Here is a 14,232-nt window from a genome sequence, read left to right as displayed (position 1 = left end):
ATCCTGCTGATGAGAATCATTTACGTTGCCAAGGTGTGAGCGTGACATCGACTGCATTCCGGGCCGTTTCCTACTCCGGCCGCTATACGGACCTTCCGCCTGATTTCGCGCGCTGCGTGCTGAACGCCGGCCTGCACGTGGCTGTGGTGGACGGCGTTCTGACGCACGAGGAGCGCCGCTGTACCTGGTTCGACCGCCATGTCTCGCTGGCACTGATGGTGGAGGGCGCGGGCCACTACCAGGTCGAGGGAGCCACCGACCCCTGCGAGTACCAGCCCGGCTCGTGCTATCTCAGTTGTGCCTGGGAAAAGGCGCGTGGGGACGATGTCTTTCCCGCGCATATCCGGCGCCGCATCGTGCTGCTGCAATACTGTGCGGACTGGCTGAGCCTGTTCGAGCGCGGCGGTTATCCTCATCCGGCGGGAGGCGTGTTTCATGGCCATCCGTGGCGGGCGGCATGGGTCGTGCGCATGCCGATGCCGGTGGAGCTCCGGCAACTGGCCGAGGATCTGCTTGCCCACGGGGCGCCAGAAGATCCACTGGCGCGCCTGAAAACGGAAAGCCGGGCGTTGGCCGCGCTGGTGACGCTGGCGGAGACATTGCAGGATGGCCATTCGCATGACCCGACGGCAGCCGACACCGCGCCGGCAGAGGGCGGCGAATCCCGCGCGCTCACGGGCCGGGAACGACGGCTGTTATGCACGGCACGCAGCTATATCCAGACACACTGTCTGGAGTCGATCAGCGTGACGGGTGTTGCGAATGCCGTCGGCCTTGGCGAGGCAGCGCTGCAGAACGGGTTTCGGGCACTGTTCGGTTCAACGGTCTATGACTACGTGCTCGAGCGCCGGCTGGCCGAGGCCGCGCGATTGCTGCGCGAGGGTGCGATGTCGATTGGCGATGTGGCGTGGCGCAGCGGTTTTTCCCACGCAAGCCACCTCGCAAGACATTTCCGACGGCGCTACGGCATGTCGCCGCGCGACTATCGCGTGCGATGACGTTTATGTGTTCAGTCGGCGGCCCGCAGCGTGTACAGCGCGTAGAACGGGACGCCGAGTATCAGCCGTGACAGTGGCCCAAGCACGGAGTAGGGCAGGCCGTAGCCTTCCATGACACGATACGTGCCAGCGGAACGGAGACGAGCGTGCGCTTCGGTCAGCTCGTGCCGGGTACGCGGTCCCCACCGGAACTCGGCATCGGTGTGGCGCACCGAAGGATGTTGCCGGGCACGGCCAGCGGCAAGCCAGCACATGGCATCGAACGCCAGCACCGATCCGGCAGGTGCGCGCTCGCCGAACGTGGTGAGGACCTGGCGTACCGTTGCGGGCCGCAGGTACATGAAGACCCCTTCGCTGAACAGGAATACCGGCTGCCCTTGCCGTGTCGATGGAAGTGCCAGTGCATCCCACCAGCCGGGATCGGCAAGGTCCAGCGAACGGGTAGCATGGCGCGCGTGCGTGTCAGGCACCAGGGTTCGGCGCAGGTCGAGCACTTCGGGAAGATCGGCGTCAGTCATGCGGACCTGGCCGTTGTCGAGCCACTGCAGGTAGTAACTGAGGCCGGCACCGAGGTTGACGATGTGGCCGTCGGGGCAAGCGGCAAGATACTCGGTGGCCAGTGCGCGGAAGCGACGGGTGCGAGCCAGCACGCCATAGGTGCTGTGCCGGTCTGCGACCCAGCGCTGTCCATCGTCACCGAGCGCCGCCAGCAGGCGCGGCGCATGGGCGTCCGCCACCGCCACCTGCGGAAACATGCTGTCGCCGAGCGCCCGCGCCGCCAGTGGAATGCGCAGTGTCGATGGCACCGCGGACAATGGTGAGTTTGACGGATCGGCATCGGCCAAGGACTCGATCTTGGGGTTCGGGTTGGTCATCAGGCTGGATCTCCGCTAGTCCCTTGCTGGATGGTGCGCATCATAAACAAGAATCATTATCATTTGATTTGATCCACCGCAGAATGCTGGCGTGATGGCCGTCCAGAACCAGCCATTACTGGCTATTCAGCATGGTTTGATGGCAAATTGCCGATAAACTGTTGGGCAAATGCCGCCCGCAGCCCCCGCGGGCTTCAAGAATTTCTGTGGAAGGAGAGCGCATTCATGGCACGCAAGCCCGAACCGGCCCGCACCGCCGACACCGTATCCGAGGCCGACACGGCGCGTACTGCGCCATTGGCCCGGGCTGCTGGCGTCAACATCGTGTCGTCGTCACACCTGGTGTCGGTACGTAGTCCGGAACTGTCCGAGTTCGAATTTGGCCTGAACACCGCCTACAACGCCTACAGCCGCTGGGTAGTGCGCTGCATGGGCGCGGCTGGCGTGCGCGACCTGACCTTTCTCGATGTGCTGGTGCTGCACCACGTGAACCACCGCGGCCGGGCCAAGCGGCTGGCCGACATCTGTTTCGTGCTGAACGTCGAAGACACCCATCTGGTCACGTATTCATTGAAGAAGCTCGTGGGCCTGGGGCTGGTTGCCGGCGAGCGTGTGGGCAAGGAAGCCACCTATGGCACGACCGCGGAAGGGGCCGAGGCGTGTGCGAAATACCGGGAGATCCGCGAACAGTGCCTGACGAGCAATTTCAGCGAAGGCAGTGACGAGAATAAGGAGATCGGCGAACTGGCGCGGCTGCTGCGCGTCCTGACCGGGCTTTACGAGCAGGCGGCGCGCTCGGCGACGTCGCTTTGAAGCCCCTGCCGGCAGGCGCCGGATGGGCGTTGGATGCGCCACCAGCGCGCCATCGACTCGCCCAGGACGCGGCGCTGGGTGTCGGCGGCGTCCGTTTTTCCTGCATCTGTCTGTGACAGCCTCATTGCGCAATGCAAAAAGAGGGCGCCAACAAGGTACAATAGCGGTTTCCCGCTAGCCGGCATTCCATTCAGCAGTGTCGGCGGCCGCCTGCCCCGACTCTCCTACGCCTCCTGACCGTACCGATCATGGCGCATTTCTCGTGCTTCCCCGGCGCTTTGGCGCTGTCCGCCTTTCGCCAGCAACGCCTGCTTGCCGCTCTCCAACAGATCGACGCCGATATTGAATCGGTGCACGGACAATTCGTGCACTTTGTCGACTCGAATACCCCGCTATCCGCCGAGGACCAGTCCCGCATCGGCGCCTTGCTGACCTATGGCGCGCCGTTTGCCGCCCAGGCCGAGGGTGACCGTTTCGTGGTGATTCCGCGCTTTGGCACGATCTCGCCGTGGGCCAGCAAGGCCACCGACATCGCGCACAACTGCGGGCTGACCCATGTGCATCGCATCGAGCGCGGTATCGAAATCACCGTGATCTGCAAGAAGGGCCTGTTGCGCGGCCGCAAGTCGCTGGACGCCGGCACGCGCGCTGCCGTGGCCGCGCACCTGTTCGACCGCATGACCGAGACCGTGATCGCCACGCGCGACGAGGCGGCGGGACTGTTCCAGGAACTGCCGGCCAAGCCGCTGCAGTTTATCGATATCTCGGCGGGCCGCAGCGCGCTGGCCGACGCCAATACGGCGATGGGCCTGGCGCTGTCCGATGACGAGATCGACTACCTGCTTGAAAACTACGGCAAGCTGGGCCGGCATCCGACCGACGTCGAACTGATGATGTTCGCGCAGGCCAACAGCGAGCACTGCCGCCACAAGATTTTCAACGCGACGTGGACCATCGACGGCGTGGCGCAGGACAAGTCGCTGTTTGCGATGATCCGCAATACGCACCAGTTGAATCCGCAAGGTTCGATCGTTGCGTACTCGGACAACTCGGCGGTGATGGAAGGCGATGTGGCGGAGCGCTGGTTCCCGCGTGGCGCGGACCATGCATATGGCCGTCATGAAGCGCTGACCCACACGCTGATGAAGGTGGAAACGCACAACCACCCGACCGCGATCTCGCCGTTTGCAGGCGCTTCGACCGGCGCCGGTGGTGAAATCCGCGATGAAGGCGCAACCGGCCGTGGCGCCAAGCCCAAGGCCGGCATGACCGGTTTCACGGTGTCGAACCTGATGCTGCCCGATGCGGTGGAGGCCTGGGAAAATGCACGTGATGCGGCGCAGCCGATGGCGCATCGCAATCCCGACGACAAGCCGCGCGTGACCGGCAAGCCCGACCGCATTGCGTCGCCGCTGCAGATCATGATCGATGGGCCGCTTGGCGGCGCCGCGTTCAATAACGAATTCGGCCGCGCCAACCTGGGCGGCTATTTCCGCGTCTACGAACAGAACGTGGGCGGCACCGTGCGCGGCTATCACAAGCCGATCATGATTGCCGGCGGCATCGGCAGTATCGATGCGAACCATACCCACAAGAACCCGCTGCCGGCCGGCACGCTGCTGATCCAGCTGGGCGGACCGGGCATGCGCATCGGCATGGGTGGCAGTGCCGCCAGTTCGATGGCCACGGGCACCAATACCGCGGATCTCGACTTTGACTCGGTACAGCGTGGCAACCCCGAAATGGAGCGTCGCGCGCAGGAAGTGATCAATGCCTGCTGGGAGCTCGGTGAGGACAACCCGATCCTGTCGATCCACGACGTGGGCGCGGGTGGTATCTCGAACGCATTCCCGGAACTGGTCGACGGCGCGAATCGCGGCGCCCGATTTGAACTGCGCCAGGTGCACCTGGAAGAATCGGGCCTGTCGCCCGCTGAAATCTGGTGCAACGAGTCGCAAGAACGTTATGTGCTGGCCATCGCCCCGAATGACCTGCCGCGCTTCCAGGCCATGTGCGAGCGCGAGCGCGCGCCGTTTGCCGTGGTGGGTCTTGCCACCGAGGAAAAGCAACTGCAACTGGTGGATGCCAGCGTCGACGCCGCGCTGAAGGAACACCATGCGGTCGACATGCCGATGGAGGTGCTGCTGGGCAAGCCGCCGCGCATGCATCGTGATGTGCAGCGCGTGGCGCAGGAGCTGCCGGCGGTCGATGTGACCGGTATTGCGCTGGAACAGGCTGTACGCGACGTGCTGCGCCATCCCACTGTGGCGAGCAAGTCGTTCCTGATCACGATTGGCGACCGTACTGTCGGCGGCATGAATGCCCGCGACCAGATGGTCGGTCCGTGGCAGGTGCCGGTGGCCGACGTGGCAGTGACCACGCTCGACTACAAGGGACGTGCCGGCGAGGCGATGACGATGGGCGAGCGCACGCCGCTGGCCGTGATCGACGCCGCGGCTTCGGGCCGCATGGCCATCGGTGAAGCGCTGACCAACCTGGCTGCCGCACCGGTCAAGGACCTGGGCAAGGTCAAGCTGTCGGCCAACTGGATGGCTGCTTGCGGCGTGGCTGGCGAGGACGCCAGGCTGTATGACACCGTGCATGCCGTGGGCATGGAACTGTGCCCGGCACTCGGTATCAGCATCCCGGTGGGCAAGGATTCGCTGTCGATGCGCACCAAGTGGTCGGATGCCGATGGTGCCAAGGAAGTGGTGGCGCCGGTTTCGCTGATCATCTCGGCTTTTGCGGCCGTGGATGACGTCAACCGGACGCTGACGCCGCAACTGCGCACCGATCTGGGCGACAGCGTGCTGATCGCGATCGACCTGGGTCGTGCGAAGAACCGCATGGGTGGCAGCATCCTGGCGCAGGTGACGCAGCAGGTGGGCGACAGTGCGCCGGACGTCGACAATCCGGACGATCTGAAGAACTTCTTCAACGTGATCCAGCGCCTGAACCGCGAGGGCAAGCTGCTGGCCTATCACGACCGTTCCGATGGTGGCTTCATGGCTGCCGTGGCGGAAATGGCGTTCGCTGGCCATACCGGCGTGGCGCTGAACGTCGACATGCTGACGCTCGATCCGACGCAGGAACAGGACTACGGCGACGCCAAGAACTGGGCGCAGCAGGTTGCGGAGCGCCGCAATGACCAGACGCTGCGCGCGCTGTTCTCGGAAGAACTCGGCGCCGTGATCCAGGTACGTGCCGAAGAACGCGATGCCGTATTTGCCGTGCTTCGTGAAGCAGGCCTGTCCGCATGCAGCCACGTGATCGGCAAGCCGAGCGCGAACGATCAGATCGAGATCTATCGCGATGCGAAGCGTGTCTTTGGTGCGTCGCGTACGGAATTGCAGCGCACCTGGACCGAAGTCAGCTGGCGCATTGCACGCCTGCGTGACAACCCGGCCTGTGCCGACAGCGAGTTCGAACGCGTGGCCGATACCGAAGACCCAGGCATCAGCCCGGTACTGACGTTCGATCCCGCACAGGATATCGCGGCACCGTTTATCGCTACCGGCAACCGTCCGCGCGTGGCGATCCTGCGTGAGCAGGGTGTCAACTCGCAGATCGAAATGGCCTACAGCATGGACCTGGCCGGTTTCGATACGGTCGACGTGCACATGAGCGACCTGATTGCTGGCCGCGCCAGCCTGGCTGATTTCAAGGGTTTTGTCGCCTGCGGCGGCTTCAGCTATGGCGACGTGCTCGGCGCTGGTGAAGGCTGGGCCAAGACGATCCTGTTCAACGGCCAGATGGCCGAGCAGTTCGCTGCGTTCTTCAACCGTCAGGACACGTTTGCGCTGGGCGTCTGCAATGGTTGCCAGATGATGAGCAACCTCGCCCCGATCATCCCGGGCGCGGGCACATGGCCGAAGTTCACGCGTAACCAGTCGGAGCAGTACGAAGCGCGCTTCGTGACTGTGGAAGTGCAGCAGTCTCCGTCGATCTTCTTCGCCGGCATGGAAGGCAGCCGTATTCCGATCGCCGTGGCACACGGCGAAGGGTTTGCGGACTTCTCGCAGCAGGGCGATATTGGCAAGGTCGACGTGGCGCTGCGTTTCGTCGACAACCGCGGCGCGGTGACGCAGGCCTATCCGCTGAACCCGAATGGTTCGCCGGACGGAATCACTTCGGTAACGACGGTCGACGGCCGCTTTACTGCGCTGATGCCGCACCCGGAGCGCGTATTCCGCACGGCTACCATGAGCTGGGCGCCTGACGCGTGGAAGGATATCGCTGACGGTGGCAGCCCATGGATGCGCATGTTCCGCAATGCGCGCAAGTGGGTTGGTTAAGCATTTCCAAGCCCCTGGCATCAAACGAAAAAACGCCTGCAATTTGCAGGCGTTTTTTTGTTGGCTCCGTTAGGACGTGACCTGCAACTGATAAATGCCATAGGCATAGATGATCACGGCCAGGGGCAGGAACGTTCCAAGCGTGTAGTTCATTACCTTGGCCTGAAAGTCGTAGTCTTCGACAAACCTGATCAGGAAATTCTTCATGATTTTCTCCGGTTGGTTGTAAGGGGAGGGACATCAGTCAGGCAGTCGTAGCCTGGAATGCAATGTAGAAATGGGCCAGGCAATAGCAGGTGGCACTTGCGCAGCTCAGCCCAATGGACCAACCCAGTATCCAGTTGGGTTGGCCTTTCTTGCGACGATTGGGATATGCGTCAATGGTGCCGAGAAGCACCATCACTGACGCGGCCACGACGAATGCGCCATGCAAGGTCAGGAACATCCATATCCATTGCCGGTTGCCAATGCCTTGTTCCACCCACGATGCCAGGAGGTAGCAAGCACCCGTATTGAGGGGAATGGCGGACCAGAGCAATTGGCCGTTTTCGACAGCGCGCCGGACGATGCCGTGGCTGCGGTCGCGATAGAAGTAGGGCAGCTTTGCCATCGGCAGAAGTGCCAATGGTGCCAGCAACGGTATTGCTACGTTGAATACAAACCAGCCAATCAGTTCGATTGCCTTGGCCATGGGTTCCTCGCCAATGTTCAGGTCACGCAGTGCATGAGGGCAAACCGTCATGCCAGCAACGCAATGAGCCTAAGCGCCGGAAACACACCTGCCAAGATTGAAATTGTGAACTTTTCGTGCCTTATGTAGTGACCTTGCGGTAGGTCATGAGAATCGTCTCAGGCGACGGCGGCAGCGCGAATTTCGGGCTGGTTTTCGGCAGCCTGGCCGGCCTGCAGCGGCCGTGTCCGATGTTGGGCGCTCCACGGCAGGTACCGCGAATAGAGCAGCCGCATGCGGTCCGCACCCGGTGGCACGGGAATCTCGCCGCGCACCTCCATGAAGGCCACGGTGGCCTGCAGGATTTTCGATTGCGCATAGCGATCGCGTACGGGCAGATGAGGGTGAAGCTCGCGCCAGCGCATGCCGGTGCACTCGACATGCGGCATGCCAAGCGCGCAGTAAACAACGCCGCTCGAGTAAAGGTGCCACATTTGCCAGTATCCGCTCGTTACGCCCATGCTGTTGGCTCTCCCGTGGATCGGACCCATGATGTCGCCATGATGGCGACGAAGCCGCCGTCGAGGCGAATGGGTTAGATATTACTGAGAGAGGCAGGCAGAGGGAACCGGTAGAGTGCGCCAGAGTGTGGCAGAGCGCGCTTAGCTGCGCACAGAAACGAAAAACCGGCGCATGGGCGCCGGTTTTCTTTGCGTCAGGGCAACAAACGCGGGGCAGATTACTGGATCTTTGCCTTGTCCTTGAGCGACTTCATCATCGCCTGGAACTGCTCGCGCTGCCATGCCTGGTCACCCATCAGCATTTGCTGCAGCTGCGGCTTCACTTCCTCGAACGTCGGGATCTTGGCGTCGCGGGTGTCCACGAGCTCGATGATGTGCCAGCCAAACTGGGACTTGACCGGCGTATCGGTCATTTGCCCCTTCTTGAGGCCGGTCATGGCGGCCGAGAATTCAGGCACGTAGCTGCTGCTGTTGGCCCAGTCCAGGTCGCCACCGTTGGCTGCCGAGCCGGTGTCCTTCGACGAGGCCTTGGCCACGTCCTCGAACTTGGCGCCGGCCTTGATCTTGGCGATCAGTGCCTTGGCGTCGGCTTCCTTTTCCACGAGGATGTGGCGGGCATGGTATTCCTTGCCATTGCCGAACTGGCCCTTGATCTTGTCGTATTGCTTGCGCAGTTCGTCGTCGCTGGCGCCATGCGTGCGGACGTAGTCTTCGAACACCGCGCCGGCCAGCACGTTCAGCCGGGCCTGCTCCAGTTGCTCCTGAATGTCGTCACGCTGGATGATGCCGCGCTTGTTGGCTTCCTGCAGCAGCAGTTCACGGTCGATCAGCATCGTGCGGGCACGGTCACGCAACTCGGTAGAGGCGGGTTGGCCGGTGCCGGCGATCAGCTTGTCCACCTTGGCCGACGGGATGGGCTTGCCATTCACAACGGCGGCGTTCTGGGCGAATGCGGGCAGGCTGCCGGCAGCAAGCACAGCCGCCAGGCTGAACGAGAGGACGGTGGTCTTCATGGAGTCAGGTCTGAGAGTTGCGGGTAGCGTCGCGTGATGCTTCGCGGGATTGATATTCTTGGTCGGTGTATGCGCTGACGGCCAGCGCATGGATTTGCGAGGGGAACAGATCGCGCAGCGCATCATACACCATACGATGGCGGGTCACGCGCGAATGGCCGGCGAACCTGTCGCTGACGATCAGGACGTTATAGTGCCCCCCTCCGGAGGCTGCGCCGGCGTGGCCGGCGTGGGCCGCGCTGTCGTCATGCACGTTCAGGCGGGTCGGGGACAACGCTGCGCGCAGCAATGCCTCGATGGTGGCGGGATCTGCTGCCATCCGGATTCCTTGTAGGTCGGTTTGCGGTTTGCGTCGGAAACGTCGGGAGATGCGCGGGTGCCGGCCGGCTTACTCGGACCGGCCTTCCTGCGACGGCGTTTCCTGGATATGGCGCGATAGCCAGATGCTCTGCACCACAATGAACACGATCATCAGGCCCATGCTGCCGAACAGCTTGAAATTGACCCATGCATCGGTGGAGAACTGATAGGCCACATACAGGTTCAATACCCCCATCACGGCAAAGAACGCGGCCCAGGCGGCGTTGAGCTTGCCCCACATCGGGTCGGGCAGCGTTACCTGCTTCTCCATCATGGCGCGGATCAGGTTCTTGCGCCAGCCGATGACCGAGCCGATCAGCGTGACCGCGAAGAGCCAGTAGAGCACCGTGGGCTTCCACTTGATGAAGGTTTCGTTGTGCAGCACGATCGTCGCGCCGCCAAACACGCCGATGATCAGCAGGCTGACCCATTGCATCGGCTCCACCTTGCCATGGCGGAAGCGCACCCAGGCAATCTGGAGCACGGTGGCCCCGATGGCCACTGCCGTGGCCGGATAGATGCCGAACAGCTTGAAGGCGACGAAAAACAGGATGACCGGGAACAGGTCGAACAGAAATTTCATGCGGACGAAGTCAGATTGGCGAACCAGGCTGGTACCTGGTTCGCTGGCGATCCGCCAATGCGGATCGGACATGGCCTCCGGGGTGCGGGTGGCGTCACCCGCGCTCAGCCGGATCGCGCTCGTCGAATTCTAACGCAGCCGAGTTGATGCAATAGCGCAAACCGGTTGGCGCGGGTCCATCCTCGAAGACGTGACCCAGATGGCTGCCGCATTCCTTGCAGCGGACTTCCACGCGTGTCATGCCATGGCTCTGGTCGACATGTTCGGCAATCACTTCGCCGTTGATGGGCCGGAAATAGCTCGGCCAGCCGCAGCCGGCATCGAATTTGGTGGCCGACTCGAACAGCGGTGTGCCACAGCCGACGCAATGGTAGATGCCCTGGTCCCAGTGGTCCCAGTAGCGCCCCGTGAACGGACGCTCGGTGGCCGCCTCGCGCGTGACGCGGTATTCGATATCGGACAGCTGCTCACGCCATTCGGCGTCGGTCTTGGTCGTGGTCATCTTGTTTCCTTTTCCTTGGCAAGAATCCAGTCCCGGTCAGGACGAACAGCTGACTTCCAGGCCCGCGGCCCAATCGGGCGGCAGTGCGGCGTAGTGTTGCGCCTCCGGTTGCTCGTCGAACGGCTTCGACAATACGGACAGAAGACGGTCCACTTCAGAGAAATCCTTGTCGCGCGCGGCCCGGATCGCTGTTTCGGCCAGATGGTTGCGTAGCACGTATTTGGGGTTGACCTGAAGCATTGCAACCCGGCGTGCGCCATCGTCGGATTGCTCGGACTGCAGCCGGGCCCGGTACTCCGCAGCCCAGGCATCCCACGCGGCGCGGTCGAGGAACAGGTCGCGTACCGGTGCATCTTGGGAGCCGTCTTGCGAACCAACCTGAGCCAGGTTGCGCCAGAACAGCGTGTAATCCACGCGATTGGCATGCAGCACACGGAACAGGCTGGTCATCAGCGCCTCGTCCTGCTCGTGTTCACTGCGCAGGCCTAGCTTGGCGCGGTAGTGGCGGAAGAACGCCGCCGCATAGCGGTCACGGAACGGGTCGAGTGCCTCGCGTGCGGCCTCGACGGCAGTTTCCTTTGCCACTTCCTTCGCCGCTTCGGTGTCGTCGGCCGTGGTCTCGCGCCACAACGGCAGCAGTGCCTGGGCCAGGCAATGCAGGTTCCAGAAGGCAATCTGCGGCTGCTGGCTGTAGGCGTAGCGGCCTTGCTGGTCGGAGTGGTTGCAGATGTGGTTGGCGTCGAATGCGTCGAGGAAACCGAACGGGCCGTAGTCGATGGTCAGGCCCAGGATCGACATGTTGTCGGTATTCATCACGCCATGGCAAAACCCCACGGCCTGCCAGTGTGCGACCATGTCGGCCGTCAGCAACGACACCTCGCGCAGCAATGCCTGGTACGGACTGGACGCGTCACGACACGCAGGATAGAAGCGGTCGATCACGAAATCGGCGAGTTGCCGCAGCGAGGCATGGTCCTCGCGCGCGGCAAAATGCTCGAAATGGCCGAAGCGGACAAAGCTCGGTGCCAGGCGCGTCACCACGGCCGAGGTCTCGATGGTTTCACGGCGTACCGGCGCGTCGGAGCCAACGATCGACATGGCGCGCGTGGTCGGTACGCCGAGCGCATACATGGCTTCCGAGCACAGGTATTCGCGGATCGACGACCGCAGTACCGCGCGCCCGTCGGCCATGCGCGAATACGGCGTCAGGCCGGCGCCCTTGAGCTGGATCTCCCACGGGCCGTCGGGCATTTGCGCTTCCGCCAGGCGAATGGCGCGGCCGTCGCCGAGTTGACCGGCCCATACGCCGAACTGGTGGCCCGAGTAAACCGTGGCAAGCGGGTCAGCCCAGTCCGGCACGGTGTTGCCAATGAACGTGTCGAGGAAGGCGGGATCCCGTGAGGCATCGCGTAGCCCCGCGTCATCCCAGCCCAGCAGTGCTGCCGCGGCCGGCGCCACGCTGACCAGATAGGGGGACGGCAATGGCGTGGGCGCCAGCCGCGTGAAGAAGCGCTCGCCGAGCGCGGCAATGCCGGGCGCCGTGTCGAACGGTACGGCAAAGGCGCTGCGCGGCAGCGCGTCGTTGGATTCAGTGGGCATACAGGCCGTGCATGGTGCTAGGGGAAAACGACATATTGAGACACATCAGGGCTCGCAGTATTGTACTTGCACCGGTTTTCCCCTGTCGGCCAAGGGTTGTCCGCTGCGCGCAGACCAGACAAAAAGCGACGCAAATGGTGGACATCAATCCCGTGCATGACCGGGTTCGCGTGTGGGTATTTGAGAGAGAGCCCGGCACGCATCTAGTCCACAACTTCAACAACAGGTTTCTTCATTTTTTGTCGATGCTTTGCTGTGTGGGGTCAGTCGGCCAAAAATAAGAACGGTTGTTCGTTTTTTTCTGCGGAAACAACCATACTGGAGACCGTTTCATGGCATTGATGGGTCAAATGATGGGCGCACCGTTGCTCATTTCGTCGATCATCAAGCACGCTGCGCGCTACTACAGCAGCACCGAAATCGTCTCGCGACGAACCGAAGGCGACCTGCATCGCTATACCTACCGTGACTGTGAACTGCGTGCCCGCAAACTGGCGCAGGCATTGGGCGCGTTGGGCGTGGCGCAGGGAGAGCGGGTGGGGACGCTGGCCTGGAACGGTTATCGCCATCTCGAGATCTATTACGGCGTGTCCGGCATGGGCGCGGTCTGTCACACCATCAATCCGCGCCTGTTTCCGGAGCAGATTGCCTATATCGTCAATCACGCCGAAGACCAGTACATCTTCTTCGATGCCACCTTCCTGCCGCTGGTGGAAGGCGTGGCGCCGCACTGCCCGAATGTGAAGGGCTGGGTGATGATGAGCGACCGCGCGCATATGCCGGCGCAATCGAAGGTCGAGCTGCTTTGCTACGAGGACCTGATCGACGCGCAGGACGGTAACTACGAATGGCCGGAATTCGACGAGAACCTGGCGTCGAGCCTCTGCTATACGTCGGGCACTACTGGCAATCCGAAGGGCGCACTGTACTCGCATCGCTCCACCGTGCTGCATTCGTATGCGTCGGCGCTGCCCGATGCACTGGGATGCTCGGCGAAGGACGTGATCCTGCCCGTGGTGCCGATGTTCCACGTCAACGCCTGGGGTTTGCCATATTCGGTACCGCTGGTCGGCGCAAAGCTGGTGTTCCCGGGTGCGAAGCTCGACGGCGCGTCGGTCTACGAACTGTTCGAGCAGGAAGGCGTCACCTTTTCGGCGGGCGTGCCGACCGTGTGGCTGGGCCTGTTGCAGCATGTGCAATCGAACAAGCTCAAGTTCTCCACGTTCCACCGCACCGTAATTGGCGGCTCGGCTGCGCCGCCGGCAATGATCCGCGCGCTGGAAGCGCTCGACGTGGAAGTCATCCATGCCTGGGGCATGACCGAGATGTCGCCGCTGGGCACGTCGTGCAAGCTGCTCGCGCGCCATCTGGACCTGCCCGAGGATGCCCGCCACAAGATCCTGGAGAAGCAGGGCCGCGTGATCTACGGCGTGGACATGAAAATTGTTGACGGCGAGGGCCAGGAACTGCCATGGGATGGCAAGGCCTTTGGCGATCTGCTGGTACGCGGGCCGTGGGTGATCGACCGCTACTTCCGCAATGACAGCAACCCGCTGGTGGATGGTTGGTTCCCGACCGGTGATGTGGCCACGATCGACGAGGAAGGCTACATGCAGATCACGGACCGCAGCAAGGACGTGATCAAGTCCGGCGGTGAATGGATCTCGTCGATCGATATCGAGAACGTGGCCGCCGCGCACCCCGCGGTGCATATGGCCGCGTGTATCTCGGCCTATCACCCCAAGTGGGACGAACGCCCGCTGCTGGTGGTGGTCCGCCGCCCTGGCATGGAGGTCACGCGCGAGGAACTGCTTGGCTTCTTCGAGGGCAAGGTCGCCAAATGGTGGATCCCCGACGACGTGGCATTCGTGACCGAGATTCCGCTGACGGCCACCGGCAAGATGCAGAAACTCAAGCTGCGCGAGCAGTTCAAGGACTACAAGCTGCCAGCCGGCTAAGGCCATGCGCCCGGCACCCCATCCCTGACAGGGCAGCAGGCTTTT

At 62.8% G+C, this 14,232-nt stretch carries 13 protein-coding genes; 4 read left to right on the top strand and 9 right to left on the bottom strand.

Annotated features, from left to right (window positions below; all coding sequences use genetic code 11):
- The first annotated feature begins 41 nt into the window (after nt 1-41).
- Complete coding sequence (locus tag ACO550_RS24965; RefSeq protein ID WP_315596515.1) at nt 42-998, top strand: helix-turn-helix domain-containing protein; 957 nt, start codon at nt 42-44, stop codon at nt 996-998.
- Between the two features lie 11 nt (nt 999-1,009).
- On the opposite strand, the gene ACO550_RS24960 is transcribed toward ACO550_RS24965, so the two are convergent.
- Nucleotides 1,010-1,873, bottom strand: coding sequence for a class I SAM-dependent methyltransferase (locus ACO550_RS24960; RefSeq protein WP_315596516.1), 864 nt, complete (start codon nt 1,871-1,873; stop codon nt 1,010-1,012).
- Nucleotides 1,874-2,098: 225 nt separating this feature from the next.
- On the opposite strand from ACO550_RS24960, the gene ACO550_RS24955 reads away from it, so the two are divergent.
- On the top strand, nt 2,099-2,686 hold the full coding sequence (locus ACO550_RS24955; protein ID WP_315596517.1) for a winged helix DNA-binding protein: 588 nt from the start codon (nt 2,099-2,101) through the stop codon (nt 2,684-2,686).
- Between the two features lie 248 nt (nt 2,687-2,934).
- Complete coding sequence (gene purL, locus ACO550_RS24950) at nt 2,935-6,981, top strand: phosphoribosylformylglycinamidine synthase (RefSeq protein ID WP_315596518.1); 4,047 nt, start codon at nt 2,935-2,937, stop codon at nt 6,979-6,981.
- A gap of 69 nt (nt 6,982-7,050) precedes the next feature.
- Here purL and ACO550_RS24945 read toward each other — a convergent pair whose 3' ends face one another.
- The 8 genes from ACO550_RS24945 to ACO550_RS24910 form a co-directional block, all read right to left on the bottom strand.
- Entirely contained in the window at nt 7,051-7,188 is a 138-nt protein-coding gene (locus tag ACO550_RS24945) for a hypothetical protein (protein WP_315596519.1), read from the bottom strand.
- Between the two features lie 37 nt (nt 7,189-7,225).
- Nucleotides 7,226-7,672 carry a hypothetical protein gene (locus tag ACO550_RS24940; RefSeq protein ID WP_315596520.1) on the bottom strand — a complete coding sequence of 149 codons (447 nt, stop codon included), beginning with the start codon at nt 7,670-7,672 and terminating at the stop codon, nt 7,226-7,228.
- A gap of 158 nt (nt 7,673-7,830) precedes the next feature.
- Complete coding sequence (locus ACO550_RS24935; protein ID WP_315596521.1) at nt 7,831-8,202, bottom strand: hypothetical protein; 372 nt, start codon at nt 8,200-8,202, stop codon at nt 7,831-7,833.
- A gap of 188 nt (nt 8,203-8,390) precedes the next feature.
- Nucleotides 8,391-9,185, bottom strand: a complete 795-nt coding sequence (locus ACO550_RS24930; protein ID WP_315596522.1) for a peptidylprolyl isomerase — start codon at nt 9,183-9,185, stop codon at nt 8,391-8,393.
- Between the two features lie 4 nt (nt 9,186-9,189).
- Nucleotides 9,190-9,504 (bottom strand): BolA/IbaG family iron-sulfur metabolism protein, encoded by a 315-nt coding sequence (locus tag ACO550_RS24925; RefSeq protein WP_315596523.1) that lies wholly within the window; start codon nt 9,502-9,504, stop codon nt 9,190-9,192.
- 69 nt (nt 9,505-9,573) lie between these two features.
- Entirely contained in the window at nt 9,574-10,128 is a 555-nt protein-coding gene (locus tag ACO550_RS24920; protein WP_315596548.1) for a septation protein A, read from the bottom strand.
- A 94-nt stretch (nt 10,129-10,222) separates the two neighbouring features.
- Nucleotides 10,223-10,630, bottom strand: a complete 408-nt coding sequence (gene msrB / locus ACO550_RS24915) for a peptide-methionine (R)-S-oxide reductase MsrB (protein WP_315596524.1) — start codon at nt 10,628-10,630, stop codon at nt 10,223-10,225.
- Between the two features lie 36 nt (nt 10,631-10,666).
- On the bottom strand, nt 10,667-12,229 hold the full coding sequence (locus tag ACO550_RS24910) for a protein adenylyltransferase SelO (protein ID WP_315596525.1): 1,563 nt from the start codon (nt 12,227-12,229) through the stop codon (nt 10,667-10,669).
- Between the two features lie 332 nt (nt 12,230-12,561).
- Between ACO550_RS24910 and ACO550_RS24905 the strand changes: the two genes are divergently transcribed.
- On the top strand, nt 12,562-14,187 hold the full coding sequence (locus ACO550_RS24905) for a 3-(methylthio)propionyl-CoA ligase (protein ID WP_315596526.1): 1,626 nt from the start codon (nt 12,562-12,564) through the stop codon (nt 14,185-14,187).
- The last annotated feature ends 45 nt before the right edge of the window (nt 14,188-14,232 follow it).

It is taken from the genome of Cupriavidus sp. (assembly GCF_057315035.1).
Note: the sequence above shows the minus strand (reverse complement) of the source record. Positions and strands in the feature narration are given on the sequence as shown.

Coding starts and splice junctions, on each gene's coding strand:
- ACO550_RS24905 (WP_315596526.1), top strand. CDS start 12,562: ATGGCATTGATGGGTCAAATGATGGGCGCACCGTTGCTCATTTCGTCG.
- msrB (WP_315596524.1), bottom strand. CDS start 10,630: ATGACCACGACCAAGACCGACGCCGAATGGCGTGAGCAGCTGTCCGAT.
- ACO550_RS24930 (WP_315596522.1), bottom strand. CDS start 9,185: ATGAAGACCACCGTCCTCTCGTTCAGCCTGGCGGCTGTGCTTGCTGCC.
- ACO550_RS24940 (WP_315596520.1), bottom strand. CDS start 7,672: ATGGCCAAGGCAATCGAACTGATTGGCTGGTTTGTATTCAACGTAGCA.
- ACO550_RS24960 (WP_315596516.1), bottom strand. CDS start 1,873: ATGACCAACCCGAACCCCAAGATCGAGTCCTTGGCCGATGCCGATCCG.
- ACO550_RS24935 (WP_315596521.1), bottom strand. CDS start 8,202: ATGGGTCCGATCCACGGGAGAGCCAACAGCATGGGCGTAACGAGCGGA.
- ACO550_RS24945 (WP_315596519.1), bottom strand. CDS start 7,188: ATGAAGAATTTCCTGATCAGGTTTGTCGAAGACTACGACTTTCAGGCC.
- ACO550_RS24910 (WP_315596525.1), bottom strand. CDS start 12,229: ATGCCCACTGAATCCAACGACGCGCTGCCGCGCAGCGCCTTTGCCGTA.
- ACO550_RS24920 (WP_315596548.1), bottom strand. CDS start 10,128: ATGAAATTTCTGTTCGACCTGTTCCCGGTCATCCTGTTTTTCGTCGCC.
- ACO550_RS24955 (WP_315596517.1), top strand. CDS start 2,099: ATGGCACGCAAGCCCGAACCGGCCCGCACCGCCGACACCGTATCCGAG.
- ACO550_RS24925 (WP_315596523.1), bottom strand. CDS start 9,504: ATGGCAGCAGATCCCGCCACCATCGAGGCATTGCTGCGCGCAGCGTTG.
- purL (WP_315596518.1), top strand. CDS start 2,935: ATGGCGCATTTCTCGTGCTTCCCCGGCGCTTTGGCGCTGTCCGCCTTT.